This is a genomic window from Clostridium sp. ATCC BAA-442 (assembly GCF_964239415.1).
GTDB lineage: Bacteria > Bacillota > Clostridia > Oscillospirales > Oscillospiraceae > Flavonifractor > Flavonifractor plautii.
The window spans coordinates 43,935-62,224 of the sequence record NZ_CAXSQB010000021.1 but is presented as its reverse complement, the minus strand read 5'-3'; the positions used below and the strand labels follow the sequence as shown (position 1 = coordinate 62,224).

At 57.6% G+C, this 18,290-nt stretch carries 12 protein-coding genes; 8 read left to right on the top strand and 4 right to left on the bottom strand.

Annotation, left to right across the window (positions count from 1 at the left end; genetic code table 11):
• Positions 1–26: 26 nt before the first annotated feature.
• Genes ACESY8_RS10640 through ACESY8_RS10630 form a run of 3 tightly spaced genes read right to left on the bottom strand, consistent with a single transcriptional unit; the run spans position 27 to position 3,787 of the window.
• Positions 27–1,169 carry an acyl-CoA dehydrogenase gene (locus ACESY8_RS10640; RefSeq protein ID WP_434307680.1) on the bottom strand — a complete coding sequence of 381 codons (1,143 nt, stop codon included), beginning with the start codon at positions 1,167–1,169 and terminating at the stop codon, positions 27–29.
• 35 nt (positions 1,170–1,204) lie between these two features.
• Entirely contained in the window at positions 1,205–2,293 is a 1,089-nt protein-coding gene (locus ACESY8_RS10635) for a glycerol dehydrogenase (RefSeq protein WP_054339007.1), read from the bottom strand.
• Between the two features lie 42 nt (positions 2,294–2,335).
• Positions 2,336–3,787, bottom strand: a complete 1,452-nt coding sequence (locus tag ACESY8_RS10630; RefSeq protein ID WP_087361039.1) for a 4-hydroxyphenylacetate 3-hydroxylase family protein — start codon at positions 3,785–3,787, stop codon at positions 2,336–2,338.
• A gap of 704 nt (positions 3,788–4,491) precedes the next feature.
• Here ACESY8_RS10630 and ACESY8_RS10625 point away from each other — a divergent pair.
• The 8 genes from ACESY8_RS10625 to ACESY8_RS10590 all read left to right on the top strand — a co-directional run bounded on the left by ACESY8_RS10625 (position 4,492) and on the right by ACESY8_RS10590 (position 17,772).
• Positions 4,492–4,944 (top strand): tripartite tricarboxylate transporter TctB family protein, encoded by a 453-nt coding sequence (locus tag ACESY8_RS10625; protein ID WP_054339005.1) that lies wholly within the window; start codon positions 4,492–4,494, stop codon positions 4,942–4,944.
• A gap of 15 nt (positions 4,945–4,959) precedes the next feature.
• Positions 4,960–6,489: a tripartite tricarboxylate transporter permease gene (locus ACESY8_RS10620; RefSeq protein WP_054339004.1), complete on the top strand. Its 1,530-nt coding sequence runs from the start codon at positions 4,960–4,962 to the stop codon at positions 6,487–6,489.
• 37 nt (positions 6,490–6,526) lie between these two features.
• Positions 6,527–7,552: a Bug family tripartite tricarboxylate transporter substrate binding protein gene (locus ACESY8_RS10615; protein ID WP_054339003.1), complete on the top strand. Its 1,026-nt coding sequence runs from the start codon at positions 6,527–6,529 to the stop codon at positions 7,550–7,552.
• Between the two features lie 94 nt (positions 7,553–7,646).
• Positions 7,647–9,503 carry a sigma-54 interaction domain-containing protein gene (locus ACESY8_RS10610; protein ID WP_054339002.1) on the top strand — a complete coding sequence of 619 codons (1,857 nt, stop codon included), beginning with the start codon at positions 7,647–7,649 and terminating at the stop codon, positions 9,501–9,503.
• Between the two features lie 330 nt (positions 9,504–9,833).
• The gene (locus ACESY8_RS10605; protein WP_054339001.1) at positions 9,834–11,321 is read left to right on the top strand and encodes a TIGR02677 family protein; all 1,488 of its coding nucleotides are present in this window, start codon (positions 9,834–9,836) and stop codon (positions 11,319–11,321) included.
• The gene (locus tag ACESY8_RS10600; protein WP_054339000.1) at positions 11,314–12,471 is read left to right on the top strand and encodes a TIGR02678 family protein; all 1,158 of its coding nucleotides are present in this window, start codon (positions 11,314–11,316) and stop codon (positions 12,469–12,471) included. Before ACESY8_RS10605 ends, ACESY8_RS10600 begins: the two co-directional genes overlap by 8 nt.
• Entirely contained in the window at positions 12,464–16,492 is a 4,029-nt protein-coding gene (locus tag ACESY8_RS10595) for a TIGR02680 family protein (RefSeq protein ID WP_434307681.1), read from the top strand. Before ACESY8_RS10600 ends, ACESY8_RS10595 begins: the two co-directional genes overlap by 8 nt.
• Complete coding sequence (locus tag ACESY8_RS10590) at positions 16,489–17,772, top strand: TIGR02679 family protein (RefSeq protein ID WP_054338997.1); 1,284 nt, start codon at positions 16,489–16,491, stop codon at positions 17,770–17,772. Before ACESY8_RS10595 ends, ACESY8_RS10590 begins: the two co-directional genes overlap by 4 nt.
• Here the strand turns inward: ACESY8_RS10590 and ACESY8_RS10585 are convergent.
• Positions 17,721–18,020: a hypothetical protein gene (locus ACESY8_RS10585; protein WP_140402489.1), complete on the bottom strand. Its 300-nt coding sequence runs from the start codon at positions 18,018–18,020 to the stop codon at positions 17,721–17,723. The two genes, ACESY8_RS10590 and ACESY8_RS10585, sit on opposite strands and share 52 nt — an antisense overlap.
• Between the last annotated feature and the right edge of the window lie 270 nt (positions 18,021–18,290).

Genomic DNA, 18,290 nt, shown 5'->3' with positions numbered 1-18,290 from the left:
ATATCGTAATTTTCCCTCCAGTTCCTTTAGTTCACGCCCAGGTTGGCGGAGATGACCATGCGCTGCACCTCGCTGGTGCCCTCGTAGATCTCGGTGATCTTCGCGTCCCGCAGCATGCGCTCCACAGGGAAATCCCTGGTGTAGCCGTAGCCGCCGAACATCTGGAGCGCCTTGACCGTATATTTCATGGCGTTCTCGGAGGTATACAGCTTGGCCATGGCGGCCTCCATGGTGAAGGGCTTGCCTGCGCTCTTCAGGGTCGCGGCCTGATAGACCAGCAGCCGTCCGGACTCCACGGCCACCTTCATATCGGCGAAGGTAAACTGGGTGTTCTGGAACTTGGCGATGGGCTTGCCAAACTGGACGCGGCTCTTGGTATAGGTGATGGCCTCTTCCATGGCGCCCTCAGTGATGCCGAGGGCCTGGGCGGCAATGCCGATCCGTCCTCCGTCCAGAGTCTGCATGGCGATCTTGAAGCCCTTGCCCTCCTGGCCCAGCAGGTTCTCCTTGGGAACGATGCAGTCCTCAAAGATCAGCTCGGCGGTGGGAGAGCCGTGCAGGCCCAGCTTTTCCTCGTGCTTGCCCACGTGATAGCCTGGGAAAGAAGACTCAACGATGAAGGCGGAGATACCCCGGGTGCCCTTGGAGGGATCGGTCATGGCAAAGACCACGATAACGTCGGCCACATAGCCGTTGGTGATGAAGACCTTGGAGCCGTTGAGCACGTAGTGGTCCCCCTCCAGCCGGGCGGTGGTGGTGCCCTTGGAGGCGTCGGAACCGGCATTGGGCTCGGTCAGAGCAAAAGCGCCCACCTTGTGTCCCTCTGTGAGCATCCGCAGATACTTCTGCTTCTGAGCCCCGGTGCCGTTGCGCAGGATGGGGTCGCAGCACAGGCCGTTGTGGGTGGCCACGATGTCGCCGGTGGAAGCGCATACCTTGCTCAGTTCCTCCACCGCCAAGGCGGCGGACAGGTCGTCCGCGCCGGCCCCTCCGTACTCCTTGGGCACGCACATGCCCATGATGCCGTAGCGGAACAGCTTCTCAATGTTCTCACGGGGATACTCACAGTTCCGGTCGGTCTCCGCAGCGACAGGCTTCACTTCGTTCTCCGTGAAGTTCCGAACCATCTGCTGGATGAGCGTCTGCTCTTTCGAGAGATTGAAGTCCATAGTCTATTCTCCTTTTATTATTTCTTCTTCGTTGATCAGACACCCAAGCCTAGACGGTTCGCCTGGAGCATAGCCTCATATACCTCGTCGGCAGTGATGTCGGCACGCAGGTTTTTGGTGGACTGGGTGGGTACGCAGGCGGCCTCGGCCACCTTGCGCAGGTTTTCTTCCACCACGTTCTCGATACCCAGTTTAGCAAAGGTGGTGGGCAGTCCCACTGCCTTCATAAAGCCAAGGACCTGATCCAGTTCCTCCTGGGGCGCTTTCTCCAGCGCCAACTGGGTGAGCACGCCAAAGGCCACCTTCTCGCCGTGATACATTCCGTGGGTCTGAGGTTCCTGCGCCAGGCCGTCGTTAACGGCGTGTGCCACGGCCAAGCCGCCGTTTTCAAAGCCCAGACCGCTGAGGTAGATCGTGGCCTCCACCACATCTTCCAGCGCCTGGTTCACAGTGTGGTTCTTCACGGCCTCCAGGGCCTCCAGGGCGTGATCCATCAGCAGATCGTAGCAAAGCTGCGCCATCATCATCGCCGTGTTGGACACATTGCCCCGGGCCATGGTCTTGGCCCCGCTGCGCTTGCAGGCCCGGGCCTCGCACATGGTGGCCAGGGCATCCCCCAGTCCGGCCGCAAAAAGCCGGACCGGCGCATTGGCAATGATCTCGGTATCCACCACCACCAGGTCGGGGCTGCGGCGCATCAGCACCGCTTTTACCACCACGCCCTGCTCGTTGTACAGCACAGCCACGCCGGAACAGGGGGCGTCATTGGACGCCACGGTGGGGACGATGACACAGGGCAGGCCCAGGTTCTCAGCCGTAGCCTTGGCCGTGTCCAGGGTCTTGCCGCCGCCCATGCCGATAATGACATCGCAGCCTTCCGCCTTGCAGACATCCATCTTGGCAAAGACCTCATCCTTGGTGGCCTCACCATGGAAGGGAGTAAACACCACCTCCCTCTCGTTCTCGGCCATGGTCTGTTCCACGCGCTGGCCAAAGCGCTTCCAGTTGTTCTCCGTTCCGATGAGCAGGAAGCGCCGGCCCAGCTTCTTTACGCTGCGGCCCAGTCTGTCCAGCTCGCCGCTCCCCTGCACATAGCGGGCGGGCGCCTTCATGGCGTATGTCATACTGCTATCTCCTTTTCTAAAATCATTCTAGCCGCAAGGCCCTTATTCAGAGATGTGGGCCAGCTTTTTAGCCAGCAGCTTCTTCATCTCCAGGTTGCCCTGACGGGCGATCATGATGCGCTGGGCCTGGGGAGAACCGGCGCCGTGCATGGACTCGGTACGGTATCCCACGGCGGCGGTACCCAAGGTGAGGTTCTCAATCAGGCGCAGGATGCGCAGGCGGTTTTCGGTGGACACACCGGCGATGCCCTTGAGGTACTTGTCAATGACAGGCCCCAGCTTCTCGTCCCGGAAGTCGGCCTCGGAGGGGGCGGTGACCACCAGACCGCCAGCAATGTCCTCCGCCAGACGGCAGATCTCGTAGGGGAAGCGGGTGACGTTCTGCTTGCACACGTTGGCTAGCAGCAGGTCGATCAGGTAATTGCCGCTGGCGGTGGGGTGGCCTTCGGCGGAGCAGGCGATGCCGCAGCAGTACAGGGTCTCGTTCAGGTGGGTCATCTCGATGAGCTTGTCCTTCACATGGCTTGCCTTGGCGGCCCCGTTGTAGTCCGCAGCCAGGGCGGCTGCCCCGATGAGCACGTCGCCCACCCCCACCTTGCACCCGCCGTAGCTCTGGCGGTGATAGCCGGCAAACCGCTCCACCAGCATCCCAGCAAACTCAGTCTCGCCATTGAGGAAGATCCGCTCGTTGGGCACGAACACGTCGTCGAAAATGGTCAGGGCCTCTACACCGCCGAACTCGGCATTGCCCACGTCCATCTTACTGCCCTCCCGCTTCCGGGTGTCACAACTCTGGCGGCCGATAATCATGTAAATGCCCTTGCTGTCTACGGGCACAGCGAAGGACACCGCGTAGTCCTTGTCGTCAGGGCCCATGGAGATGGTGGGCATCACGATGACCTCGTGGCTGTTCAGAATTCCGGTCTGATGCACCTTGGCGCCCCGTACCACGATGCCGTCCTCCCGGCGCTCTACCACCCGCAGGAACAGATCCGGGTCCTCCTGGGCGTGGGGTGCCTTGGACCGATCGCCCTTGGGGTCGGTCATGGCCCCGTCCACCGTCAGGTCCTCCCCCTGTACGTGCAGCATGAATTTTTTGAAGTTTTCGTGATAGTGGGTACCGTACTTCTGGTCCACCTCGTAGGTGGTGGAATACACCGAGTTAAACGCGTCCATACCCACACACCTCTGGAAGCAGGAGGCCGTCTGCTGGCCCAGCAGGCGCTGCATCTTCACCTTGTTCTTTAGATCCTCCGTAGACCGGTGGATATGAGTGAAGCGGTTGATCCGCTCCCCGGTCTCCGGAGAGATGACCGTCATCAGCTCCTGATACTCCGGCTTCTGCGCCAGATCATACGTCATCCGCACGCTGTTCAGAGAAGGACGGAGAATGGGATCATCCACAGGATTCACCACCTTCTTGCCGAACATATATACCTGCATGTTCATCTTGCGGATGCTCTCGATATACTGTTCTCCCGTCATGAGTGCCATAATCGTGTCTCCTTTTCCAATGTTGTGATCGGAACCAACCCCGAGCGGCGCTCCCACTCAGTCCGCCTTTACTGTTCGTAATTAAGAACTAAGTTTATTATTACGAACTGTTGTTTGGATTATAGCATTCACATTTCGGCTTGTCAATCCAATTTCCGGCCTTTTTCTTTGTTTTAACAGATGTACGGTGGGCCATATTCAGCATCTCATGTTCCGGACTGGCACACTGTACATACGTCATCCCCCGGGGATGTCTTTTCGCCCATTCCACCCCATTTTGAAACATTTTGAAACACCTTTTGAGACGATTCACCATATGAAACATTTTATTTGAAACATTTTATTTTTTTGAAATTTTTGATTTCCCTAAATTTCCAAATTCATTCTTTTGCTCTGTATGTTTTATACAAATATTCATCACCCATTTTGTGTGTCCAAACAATATTTTTAGTTTTTCTAACAGTTGGTGCATTCCTTGCTTTTCTTTCGGACGCAACGTTGTCTCCGCAGTGTGATCTGGATAACAGTGATTACGGACACACTTGTAAGGTCAGCCCGCCACCAAGCCGCCGACGGGAGAGGGGAGCTTGACGGCGGAGGGGCGCAGCGGGTCGTTCTCTTGCCCGCTCCGCCCGCTGACCGGGGGAGACAGCCCGCCGCGCCGACCTTGTTCGGCGGGATAAAAACTACAAGGAGGTAATATTATGCAAAAAGTAAAATTCGACTCCCGCGCATTCGTCCCCATCGCCACTGCCATTTTGTCCTTGGTATTCATCGGCGTTGGTCTGAACAAGTTCGGCTTCTGGGACGGACAGCCCACCCCCGCCTTCTTCCCCACTATCATCGCTGTAGTGCTTTTTGCCACCAGCCTGATGTGCTTGGTGCAGGAGCTGCGCAGCAACCAGGCCAGCCCCAGCTACAATAAGAATGAGCTATTGGTCATTCTTGGTGCCGGCGGTGTCATCGTGGGTTGCTGGGTCATTGGACTGATCCCCAGTTGCCTGCTCTACCTGCTGCTGTGGCTGAAGGCCGTGGAGAGGACCCCCTGGAAGGTGGTCATCCTGATCGAGGTCTTCATGGCCGTCCTCATCATCGGGGTGTTCGTCATTTGGATGCAAGTACAGTTCCCCATGGGACTATTTGCCTATATCATGTAAGGAGGTTGGACAACATTGGAAAATTTTGTATCCCTTCTGGCTGGCTTCCAGGTCCTATTCTCCCCTGAAAACCTGGGTGCCTGCGCCCTGGGCGCTGTTCTGGGTCTGATCGTGGGCGCCATGCCCGGCCTGGGTTCTCTAGCCGGCGTGGCTCTACTACTCCCCCTGACCTATAAGTTCAACCCCACCACTGCCATCATTATGTTGGGCGCACTCTACTACTCCAATATGTACGGCGGCGCCTTCAGCGCGATCCTGCTCAACATCCCCGGCGATTCTCCCGCCATTACCACCGCTCTGGACGGCTATCCCATGGCGAAAAAGGGCCGGCCCGGTCAGGCGCTGATGACGGCCAATCTGGCCTCCTTCATCGGCGGTACCATTGGCATCATTATCCTGACCCTTACCGCCTCCGGTCTGGCCAAACTGGGCCTGAACTTCGGTTATGCGGAAATGACTCTGGTGCTTCTCATCGCCATGACCTCCATCAGCTGGCTCATCGGCGAGAACCCCATCAAGGGCATCGTCATCACCATGCTGGGTATTCTGGTAGCCTCCATCGGCATGGACACGCTGTCCGGTATGCCCCGGTTCAACTTTGACAACATGTACCTCATGGGCGGCATCACCTTCACCCCCTTCATCATCGGCGCGGTGGGCTTCGCCCAGGTCATCAAACTCATAAACGAGCGCAAGACCGACGAGGAAAAGCGTAAAAACGGCGACTACAAGGCCATTAAGCTCTCCATCCGCGGCGCCATGCCCACCAAGCACGACATCAAGCGGCTGCTGCCCCCCGCCATCCGCTCTTCCATCCTGGGTACCTTCGTTGGCGTGCTGCCCGGCTCCGGCGCTACCACCGGCTCCATGGTGGGCTACGCCATGCAGAAGAAGTTCAAGTCCGAGGAACCGATGGGTACCGGCGCTATTGAGGGCATCGCGGCCTCCGAGGCCGGCAACAACTCCGCCGCCGCCGGTGCCTTCGCCCCCCTACTGGCCCTCGGCATCCCCGGTTCCGGCACCGGCGCGGTGCTGCTGGGTGGTCTGATGATGTGGGGTCTGAACCCCGGCCCCCTGTTGTTTGAGACCAATCCCGACTTCTGCTGGAGCCTGATCTCCTCCCTATACCTGGCAAATGTGCTTACCCTGGCTGTGGCTGTGCTGGTAATCCCCTTCCTTATCAAAATTCTCAGTGTGCCCATCAAGTACATGATCCCCATCATCACCTGTATCTGCATCGTGGGCGCCTACTCTACCTCTTACTCCATGTATGGTGTGATCATCATGTTTGTCTCCGGTATCGTCGGCTACCTACTGGATAAGAACGGCTTCCCCACCGCCCCCATGCTGCTGGCCTTCGTGCTGGCTCCCATGCTGGAGGAAAATATGCGCAAGGCTTTTATCGCCTCACAGGGCAGCCTGAGCGTGTTCGCCAACACCCCCCTGAAGATCGTCCTACTGGTTATCTTCCTGGTGCTAGTGCTGACCCCCGTTGTCAAGGCCATCCTGCACAAGGTCAAGACGAAGTCCAGCGCGGCTGTCTGAGCCGCGCACCTACGATTTGAACAAGGAGCTCATGCGTATGAAAAAGATCCTGACTTTCTCCCTTGTTGCCATTATGGCTCTCTCCCTCGCCTCCTGCGGCGGCGGGAACAGTGGCCTTAATGAGGACGGCACCTATACCCCTAAAGGAACCGTTACCTGGGTGTGTACCTCCGGCGCCGGCGGCGGCTCGGATATCTTCTCCCGAAAAATCGCAGAGATCATGACCAACGAGAACATGGTCAACGGCCAGACCATCGTGGTGTCCAACGAGACCGACGGTGCCGGCGAGGTGGGCCGATACAAGGTCGCCACCAAGAAGGTGGATGTGGACAACACCCTGCTTACCTTCAACTCCGGCGACCTGATGCCCATGGTCGCCAACACCCCCAACCGGGCCGAAAACTTCCGCATCCTGGCCATCATGGCACTGGACAAGCAGCTGCTTTTTACCTGTGAGACCGCTGCCGGCAAGACCGATTATGCCAAGTCCGGCGGCGATCCCACCGACTTCGGCGCCGCCATTGAGGCCGCCAAAAACGGTACCTTCGTGGTGATCGGCGGCTCCAAGGGTGACGACATCGCCACCTACAACGCACTGCTGAAAGAGCTGGGCCTGACTGAGGACCAGATGGGCTACATCACCTACGACTCCACCGGCGATGCCATTACCGCCGCTCTGGGCGGAAACCTGGACTTCGTGATCTCCAAACCCGCCTCCGCCACCCAGTACGTGGAGTCCGGGGACTTGACACCCACCCTGGCCCTGTCCACCGAGCGCTTCAGCGGCAATCTAGCTGAAGCTCCCACCCTCAGCGAGGTGGATAGAGCCTATGAGGATGTTGAGGTTCCTGTGTGGCGCGGCGTGGCCGCCCCCGCCGCCATGAGCGACGCCGCTGTGGCCTTCTGGAGCGACGCTCTGAGCAAGGTCAGCCAGACGGAAGCCTGGGAGAGTGAGTACATCACGCCCAACCAGCTGATCAGCCAGTACATGGACACCAATAAGGCCACCGAATATGTGCTCCAATTTGAGGCAGACTACCTGGCCTCTCTGGAGGAGTCTTGAGTTAAAGTCACAAATATAGTATAATTCAGGCGGGTCTTTCGGGGTCCGCCTGAACCTTTTTCTCTGTTCATTTTCCAGGAAAGGAGCCACCGTCATGGTGTATGTGGCCGTGTTCGTCCCCTCCCCAGAAAGTCTGTATCTGGTAACCCAGCAGGCCCGCCGCTTCCAGAGCAGCCAGATCCATGTGGATGTTCTCCACCGCTTCGGCACCCAGCCGTTGGATGATCTGGACAAATACGATATGATCGTGGCCAGGGGCATCACCTACCGCCAGATCTGTGCCCGCTATCCCCAAAAACATATCATCCATCTGGACTTCGACGGCGCGGATATTGTGGAGGCCCTGTTACGCTGCCGGGAGCAGTTCTCCCCCCGGCACATCGCACTGTGTCTGGAGCGCCGCGGTCTGGAAGATCTGCTACCCGATCTGGAAGCCCTGTGTGAAGCAGAGATCCGCCTTTACGACGTGGTGGACGGAGAAAGCGCCGTCGAAGCGGTGGACGCCGCTCTGGCCGACGGTATGGACGCTCTGGTGTGCGCCGGTACCGTCGGCCACATCTGTACCGATCGCGGGCACCCCTGTGTCTACATCCGCACCCGAAGGGAGGTGCTGGAGGGCGCCCTGGAGAAGGCGGTGGACGCGGCCCGCAACATCCATATAAAGTACGCCATAAGCAACGTCACCCGGATGATCCTGGACGACATCGAAGACGCGGTGCTGGCGGTGGATGAGTCCGGCCGTCTGCTCGCGGCCAACCGCCGGGCGCGCCAACTCTACCAGCTCCCCCGCCGGGGCAGGGTGCCCGTCCAGTCGGTTTCGGAGATCCACCCGAAGCTGACCTATATCGGCAACCCAGAGAACCCCTTACGGGACGGAGACGAGCACCTGCTCACTCTCCAAGGGCAGCGCTACCTGGTGCGCTACAGGCTAATTACAGGCAGCAGCGGAACCACAGGCACGCTGATTGTCACCGCTTCCGCCTCCAAGCCCCTCCAAGACAGGCGCCAACTGCGGGGCAGCCTCGTCCGCCAGGGTCTCACCTCCAAATATACCTTTGACGATATTATTGCCGTCAGTCAGGCCATGCAGGGCAAAATTCAGATCGCCAAAAAATTCTGCACGGCAAATTCCAGCGTCCTCATCACCGGAGAGACCGGCACTGGCAAGGAGCTTTTCGCTCACAGCATCCATGCCGCCAGCCGCCGGGCGGGCCAGCCTTTTGTGGCGGTAAACTGCGCCGCCCTCCCTGAGACCCTGTTGGAAAGCGAGCTGTTCGGCTACGAATCCGGCGCTTTCTCCGGAGCCTCCCAGGATGGCAAGCCTGGTCTGTTTGAGTTGGCGCATCACGGCACCATCTTTTTGGACGAGATTGGCGAGATATCCTGTCCCCTTCAGGCAAAACTGCTCCGTGTCCTTCAGGAGAGGGAAATCCGGCGGATCGGAAGCACCGCCGTCATTCCAGTGGATGTGCGCGTCATCGCCGCCACCAACATCGATATCAAGCGCCGCATCGATCAGGGAAATTTCCGCAACGACCTACTCTATCGGCTCAACACGTTTGAGGTTCAGATCCCGCCCTTGCGGGAGCACCCAGAGGACATCCTCCCCCTGGCCCAGCGCTTCCTACGCCAGTTGTCGGAAGAAATGGGACAAGAAGGTCCCAAGCTCACATCTGAGGCGGTCGCCCTGCTCCAGAAATATGACTGGCCGGGAAACGTGCGGGAACTGCGCAACGTGTGCGAGCGCTTGGTGGTGCTGGTGGAGGATCAATTCATCACCGCAGAGAGTCTGAGGAACCTGGGACTAGTCGCTGGCTCCGCGGCCAAGCAACCGGATGCCCCCCCGCCCGCGCTTCCTGCCCGGAAAAAGAAAAAGGATCTTGCCAAGGAACTGGGGGTCAGTCGTACCACTCTTTGGCGCATGAGCAAGCGCCAGCAGAATGACAGTTGAACCGTCCAATCGCAAAAGAGGTGACTGCATCCAAGCAGTCACCTCTTTTAGCATCCGAAAAGTCCTTTTGAAACGCTGCCGGATTTTTGAGCTCTTCAAAAAAGTTTTTAAAAGCCGGTTAATGAAACACGAAAGACAACACTAATTATCATCTTTAATTATTCCTTGACTCTCCAAATCATCCTGCTGGCTAAAATAAGCCTCCATTAATTCTTTTGATGGTGTAATCGAGTTGTATGAAACAAAAATCATTATATACGATTGTAATGTTGAGACGGATATAGTATGATGAAGCCAATAAAGAGATTGAGTCGGAAAGGCTGATGGAGCATGCTGCGAGCCGACCTATTAGACAGCATACCAGAGACCAGATATCTATCCGCGGACAACTACACCGTATATCGTACGATCATGCGCATTTTCTATCTGGAGCACCAGAAGATGCACTATCAAATGGATCGGGACACCGTTCTGGTTCTGCTGCGAGAGCAGGCTGTCTTTTCAGACTATACCCCGGAGCAGTTGACGCTGGACCTACAGCAATTGGTCAAGTGGAAGAACCTCACGCCTATTCAGGATCCTCGCAAGCCCCGCACTATCGCCGAGTTTAAGAACCGGCAGTTTCAGTATATGATGTCCCAGACGTCCATTGAGATTGAGCGGCTGACCATCACCCTGGAAAATCTGTCCACCCAGACTGCCGGTCTCTCCGCCAGTCCGTTCCGCCGTATTCGGGAGGACTTGTATAGGGCGGAACGGTTGGATGAAATGCCCCTTCGGGAGGTCAACGCCTGGTGGCAGGATCTGCAGGATGACTTTCAGCGTTTGAGCCAGAACCACCAGGATTTTCTCCGGGAGTTCTATGGCCCGGGGATGGAAATGCAAATGAAATCGGTGGATTTCATCGTCTATAAGCAGAATCTTGTCCGCTATCTGGAGGATTTTATCCAGGATCTCCAGCACAGCGCCGCGCAGATTGGCGCACAGCTGGAGCAGTTTTCTCCGGCACGGGTCGCTCATATTCTGGAGCTGGTTCAGCGCAGTGAGTTGGAGATTCCTCGTCCCCAGTCTGAACAGCCCCCTAACTGGAAAGCGGAGTTGCAAACCCGATGCGAGGGGGTCTGGCAATCTTTGACCGCTTGGTTCACGGGCAGCGATCCCGCTGCCCGGCAGGTGCTGAACGTAACCAACGAGGTCATTCGCAGGGCGGTGCAGAATGCGGCCCTGCTGGTACAGATGGAAAATATGGGGGTAAGCAACAAGGCGGAGTTGCGCCATCTGCTCACCCTATTTGCCGGTTTTCAGACAGTGGAGGAGGGCCACCGCCTCTCTGCCTTGGTATTTGGCGCCCAGCAGGCTCGGCATTTTGCCTTTGACCACATCCGGGAGTCGGAGCGCATCGACTTGAGTCCCTACGACGAGTCCCCTATGGAGTACTCCCTCCAGCCCAGAAACCGCTCCTACCGGCCCCGGATGGATCGCACCGGCTTTGTGGACAAGAGCGCCGAAAAGGCGGCCCAACGTCAGAAGATCCTGGAGGAGGAGCGCGCCCTTCGGCAGGAGGTCATGAGCCATATCCGGGACGGGAAGCTGGACCTGGCTGCGCTGGATACCCCCGTCTCCCCTGCTGTGCGCACCGTGTTCCTGTCCTGGGTGGCGTTGGCCAATCTCAGCCCCGACAAGCGGGGATTGACCCAATATGGACAAGTCTACCGATTGAAAAAGCGGGGCAGCCAGCCCTGTGCGCTGCGGTGTACCGACGGGGTTCTGACCATGCCCAACTGCGTACTGATCTTTGAGGAGGCTGGCCGTGTATGAATTTCGTGCCCTGCTGAACCAGTTCTGGGTGACCCGCAGGGAAGATAAGGAGCTCTATTTCAACCTGAAGCGTACCCTGCCCGATTACCGCAGGTTGGTCAACGAGCTGCTAGGTTGGAACCTGGTAGTCAACGAATTGGTGGTCAAGCTGGAAAAAATCCCGCCCAGAGCCACGCCTTGGATGGGCATCCAGTCCTTTCAGGAACCGCTGGATTACTGCCTTCTGTGCGCCCTTTTGCTATTTTTGGCGGACCTGGATGACGGCGCTCCCTTTCTGCTCTCTTCCCTGACCCAGGCCATCGAGACCTTCCTCTGTGAAGTGCGGCCGGTGGACTGGACCCGGTTCCCCCATCGAAAATCTCTGGTTCGGGTGCTCCAATACGCCCAGGAGGTGGGATTGGTGCTGGTTTACGACGGGAACAGCGCCCTTTTCGGCAATGATCAAACTCAGGAGGTTCTCTATGAAAACACTGGTCTGTCCCGGCACTTTCCAGTGCATTTTGGCCGGGACATTATGGACTGCCAGTCTATCGAGGATTTTGAAGCTTTTTCCTGGGAGGGAGATGAGACGGAGCAGCGCCGGCGGCGGGTCTACCGGCAGCTGACCCTGACCCCCGGTCTGTACTGCTCAGATCAGATCCAGAGTGACTATGACTATATCAAAAACCAGCGCCGGACGGTCAACGGGAATCTGGATCAGTTTTTAAACGGGGAGCTGCATCTCTACAAAAATGGCGCATTCTTCCTCCTGGCCGAAGGGGAGCGCTGCGGGGCGCTCTACCCAGGAACCCGGGCACTGTCCGATGTGGCGCTATTGCTGTGCGCCCAGATAAGGGAACAAGTTATACAGGGCGTCTATTCCCGCCGGGCGGACGATACCATACTGCTCACCCGCCGAGAGTTCCGCTATGAGATCCAGCGCTGCCGGGATCGGTATGGAAACGGCTGGGGTTCCCAACTGCGCGCCTACTCCCTGGAGCACATCAGTCAAGAGTTGACCGCATACATGGCCAGTTGGATGCTTCTGGAGGAGCTGGACATGGATATTTTGCTCTATCCGGCTGTGGGCAAGCTGGTTGGGCGCTACCCCGCCGCTTATCAAAACGAATCGGGAGAGTGGGAGTACAATGAGCCGCTGGAAGATGAATAAACTGGGATTTCTCAACTTTTGGCTGTACGACCAGGAGGAGTTCTCCCTTCAAGACGGACATATCCTGCTGCGGGGAAATAACGCCGCTGGCAAATCCATTACCACCCAGAGTTTTGTCCCCTTTATTCTGGATGGGGACAGACGTCCAGAGCGTCTGGATCCCTTCGGCTCCCGGGATCGTAAAATGGAATTTTATCTGCTGGGCGACAACGCGCAGGAGGAGTCCACCGGTTATCTGTACCTGGAGTTCCGAAAGCCCGGTACAGAGGAGTATCGAACCATCGGTGTGGGGATGCGGGCCCAGCAGGGAAAGGGCATCGACTTCTGGGGTTTCTGCCTCCGGGATGGGCGTAGGATCGGTCCAGATGGCCTCCGGCTCTATGAAAAGATAGATAGCCAGAATTTCCCTCTGAGCAAGCAGAAACTTCGCAAGCTCATCGGGGACCCCAGTTGCTGGGCAGAAAGCCAGACCGCATACAAAGAGATGGTCAACGATCAAATCTTTGGTTTTGAAGACATCCGGCAGTATGATCAGTTGGTCCAGCTTCTGATTATGGTGCGGGCTCCCAAGCTGTCCAAGGATTTCCGCCCCACCGAGGTGAAGGAGCTGCTCAACCTGTCCCTCCAGGTGCTGACAGATGATGACCTGTCCGCCATGGTCAGCACTATGGAACAGATGGACAGCCTGGAGGATACGCTTCACGGATACCAGGCGGCCATGCAGGACGCCAGGATCATCCGCAACGAATATAACCGGTATAACCAGTATATCTTGGGCCGAAAGGGCCAGGCATATCTGGATGCTGTCAGCGCCACACAGCGCCTGCGCAACCAGCTCCGGGACGCAGAAGCCCTCCACAATGACCTGAACCGACAGTTGGAGGAACAGTTGGACCGGCAACGTCAGTCGGGTACCCGGCTGGAGCAGGCCAAGGCCCAACGGGCAGCCATGGGGGACGACGATCTGTCCGCCAAGGGTGCTCAGTTGAAACAGGCCCGGGAGAGCTGTGCCAGACAGGCAGAACAGCTGAAACAGGGGGAATCCCAGCTCCGAAAGCTAGAGGAGGGGATCTCCCGGCGCGAGGTTCGCCTGCGGACGCTGACCCAGGAATGTGACAACGTACAGGCCGAGGTGCGCCAGCTCTTGTGGAAGCTGAACGGTCAAAACGACCTTCTGTCTCTGGGGCAGGAGCACGACTGCTATGTCCACGGCATCCAGAGGGAGCGGCTGGATGCGGAGCAGCGATCTATTCTTGCCGCACTCCGGCAACGGAAGCAGCAAATTGAGGACGTCCTGCGTGTTCTGCAAAAGGCGGAGGAGGCCAGGGTCATCTACGATCGCACCTGTCAGGCCTTGGATCAGGCCGATGTCTCCGTGAGGAAGGCACAGATCATCCTTCGGGACGCCCAGACTCAGGAGCGGGATGAGCGGGACAAGCTGCTGGAGACCTTTACCCGTTGGCGGGGCCGGAACATACAGCTGGACATTTCCCAGGATATCTGGCTGGAGATCCGCCGGGCACTGGCTGCTTACCGCGTCCCGGCGGACTGGAGTCCTGTCCGCAACCAGATTGACGAATGTACCCGCATCTGCGATTCCAACCTTCGGGGGCAGTTGCTGCAAGCGAAAACTGCTTTAAATGCCCTGCTAGAGGAGCAGCAGGAGCAGGAGAGGGAATTGGCACGGCTTAAGGTTCAGCCGGAGCCTGTCCCGCCCCGCCGGGATGCGACCCAGGCCACCCGCCTCCAGCTGATGCTGCGGGATATCCCCTGCGCCCCCCTCTATGAGATGGTAGACTTTGCCCCCGGCCTCCCCCAGAGGGATCGCGACCTCCTAGAGGCCCAGCTCACCGACGCCGGTCTGCTGGACGCCCTGGTGGTCCCAGAAGAACATCTGCCGGCGGTTCGGAAGCTACTGGAGGAGTATCCGGATCGCTTTCTGATCCCCGGGCCTGCCGTGGAACAGCCCATCCTCGATCTGATTCCAGACACCAATGGGCGCTTTCCTAACGAAGCCGCCGCCTGTCTGCGGTCCATCTCCCGCTCCGATCTCAACTCCGAAACCGCCCTTCTCCCCGACGGTCGATTCCGCTGTGGCATGGTTCGGGGCTGCAGCCACGCTGAGCGCCCCGCCGGGTTCGTGGGCACCGCCGCCCGGGAGGCCAACCGCCAGCGGCAAATCCACAGCTTAGAAGAGCGGTTGGAGCAGCTGGCCAGGAAGGTGCAGTCCGCACAAGACGAAGTCGCAGATGGTTCCAGGCGGCTGTCCCAGTTGGAGCAGGAGCGCGCCCAGATGCCGGCCACCGAGGATTTGGACCAGGCCATCGCGCTATTGGAGCAGGCCTGCCGGGAGCTGCGGCAAGCCGAGACGGAACAGCAGCGAAAGCTGGCAGACGAGCAATCGGCAAAACAGGCTTGGTCCGCCCTGGAGGAGAAGAGTCTCACGTTAAGTACCGGCCTGCCTTATCAGCGGACGGTATCGGGCTACGAGGAGGCCCGGGAGGCAGCCGGGGAATATCAAGACACCTTGAACGACCTGGAGCGCAGCCGCCAGCAGCTGGACTATGCGGCCCGCTCCATGGAGCAGGAACAGGACACCATTGACGAACAGCGGGACCAGGCGGCAGACCAGAGGAAGTCTAACGACATCGTCCGAAACTCCCTGCAGGTGAGCCAGTCGGCCGCTGACGCACTGCAAGCTTATCTTGATCGGCCGGAAAATCAGGCCCGCGTCCGCCGTTTAGCGGAACTGGACGAAGAGATCAGCCTCCAGGATCGGGAAAACCGGGAGGCAGGCGAGGCATGCGCTCGCCTAAAGGCCGAGTTGAAAAGCTCCAGTGACACTGTTGCGCGGCGAAAAGAGAATCTGTTAAACGCCACCATTGAGGAGCAGGACCTTGAGCGCTATTTTCAGGAGGACCTAGGACTGGGGTTCTCAGGGCTGGGCGAGGGCCTGAATTTGGAGGAGCGCGCCCGGCAGGCGGCCAGCAAGATTCAGCCTGCCGACCGGAAGTATACACCGGAGCATATGGCGGACGCTCTGCGGAGCAATTACCAACGCTCCAACAATAGCCTGCTGGGCTATCACCCTGAGATCAAGCTGCTCTTTGACGCTCCCAGTCAGGCTGCCCATCTCCGGCAGCGCCTGTGTATTTTCTTTAAGAAGGGCGGAAAAGAGCTTTCCCTTTACGAGTTTATCCAGTCCCTCCAGGCCGACATCGACTCCACCGGCAGCATTTTGGAGGACCGAGACCGGGAGCTGTTTGAAAACATCCTGACCGAGACCATCAGCCACAAGCTGCGTGCCCGTATCGAGGAGAGCGGCCGCTGGGTCCGTGACATGACTTCCCTGATGGCCACCCTGACCACTTCCATGGGATTGACCTTCAGCCTAGACTGGAAAGAGAAGAAGTCAGAGGGGGACGGGGAGCTGGACACCGCTCACTTAGTCACCTTGCTAAACAAGGACCGGGCCCTGCTCACCCCAGAGGACAGCCAGAAAGTCTCCTCTCATTTCCGGAACAAGGTCAAACGGGCGCGGGAGGAGGCCCATGTCCAGGGGCTGTCGGTCAATTACGCCGATCTAATCCGCTCGGTGCTGGATTACCGGAGTTGGTATGAGTTCCGCCTGTTCTACCAGCGGGGAGAGGATGGAAAGAAGGAGCTCTCTGACCGTGCGTTTAACAAATTTAGCGGAGGGGAAAAGGCGATGGCCATGTATGTCCCCCTCTTCGCCTCCGTCTCCGCCCAGTACCAGAAAGGTGGAGCGTCCTGCCCCCAGATCCTGGCCCTGGATGAGGCTTTCGCCGGTGTGGACGACCAGAATATCAGTGCTATGTTTGAGCTGATGGGGATCCTAGACTTCGACTATATCATCAACTCCCAGGCCCTTTGGGGCTGCTACGCCTGTGTGGCCGATTTGGACATCGCCGAGATGCACCACCCGCCCAATGCCCCGGTAGTCACCATTTTGCGCTACCACTGGAACGGCAAACAGCGGACCTTGGAGGACAATCTATGAATGACCAGGCCAGGGCCTGTGCGGCCTATTTCCAGTCCAGGCCCGGATATCGCCGTATTCTGTCCGAGCTGTTAAAAAAATACCGCAGCTACGGCCGGCCAGCAGGAACCATCCGGCTGGACGACGCAACCCAAGAGGAGTGCGATGCCGCTCGGAGCATTTTTGGCCGTCCTTTCTCCCCGCCGCTGCGGTTCCATGCGGCGCAGTTTGAGGCGGCCCTTCAGGAACTCCGTTTTGGGAAAGTCTCTCTAAAAGAAGTTCTGGAGTCCTACTTTAATACGGAGATCAGAACAAATAGTGAGCTGCGTGAAGCAGAAAACAGCCGCTTTACCACTATGATGACTCAGATATTGAAACAAACAGACAACAGTCTCTGTATCCGATGGCTCCAAACGCTGAAGGATCACCAGGGAGACGGATATCAATTGCCTCGCCGGGAGGCCGCAAAGGACTTGGATGGGACAAGGCACGCTCTGTTGCAGGCCTGCCGGAGCTTGGACCTGCTGGAACAGCGTACGCAGGGCATGGTCCGCCTGGCTGTTCTCAGTGCGCATGCTACCTCAGATCCCCATGCCCTAGACAGCGGAACATTGTGTGGAAAGCTGTTTTTACGTCTTTTGTCCTTCCGTTCCGGGCTGGCAGTACCAGCAAACGCGGAGCAACGGGACAGACTGTACTATGAAAACGGGATTCTGTACGACAGCATATCCAGCCTGGTGACGCAAACGGGGCTTGTCCTCCTTGCGGGAACGGCGGAACACCCTGCCTGCAGCCTCTTCCGCCAAAGGCGAGAGATATACACTTTATCGCTCGCCAATCTTTCCGGGCTGACCGGCGCGCGCAGTCCCTCAGGAAAGGTCTATATTGTGGAAAATGAAATGGTGTTTACCCAGCTCTGCGACCACGTTTCGCAATTTCATTCTCCGCTGATCTGCACCTCCGGACAGCCTTCTGTGGCGGCGCTGCGGTTGCTGGACCTGTTGGCCAGGGAGGGCACACAACTTTTCTACTCCGGCGATTTCGACGGCAAGGGCCTGTCTATTGCGGCGCAGCTGTGCGTCCGCTATCCAAATCTGCTCAAGCCATGGCATATGGAGATAGCTGACTATGACCAGTGCCGCTCAGACATACTGCTGAGCAAGTCCAGCCGCTCATTGCTACAAGGGTGCGTTGGAACGGCTCTGGAAGCGGCCGCGGAAGCAGTCAAACAATTTGACCGCGCCGGGTATCAGGAGCTGTTGATTCCTCTGCTGGAGACAGATCTGACCGAGACGCCATAGTTTTGGAACAGTTCTACCATCTGTGCTGCTTTACTCTTGTTCCCTAGCAGCTCAAGAGCCAGGAGCTGCAACAAATCGAACTCCCCACGCATTGCAGCAGATATAGCCGCTATTAAACCACTTTGCGGAAATGAAGAATCAGTCTCCGCCCGGAGCGAGGTTCCTGATACAGTATTTCCGAAACTGACGCTTTTTTCTATCATCTCTTGGATTTCTTCCGGGCTGCCACCATAGATCCATATCCGCATGGGACTCCCCCCTAAATCTGCATATGAAATAACCATGACGAAAGCCGCTGAAACATACTCCCGCCATATATAATTTAGACGTTAAATTTCCTTTTTATTCTATATCTACTATTAACCAGCTTCATACAGTACATGTTTTCACGAAAGGAAACGCATGAGAGAAGTACAAGTGACATCAGAGGGGTTCAAATCACGCTGATTACTCGTTTTGCACTTCAGCTTTGCGCTGTTTGTGTTTTGTAAGTGACACCAATTAAAAACAAGTAAAAA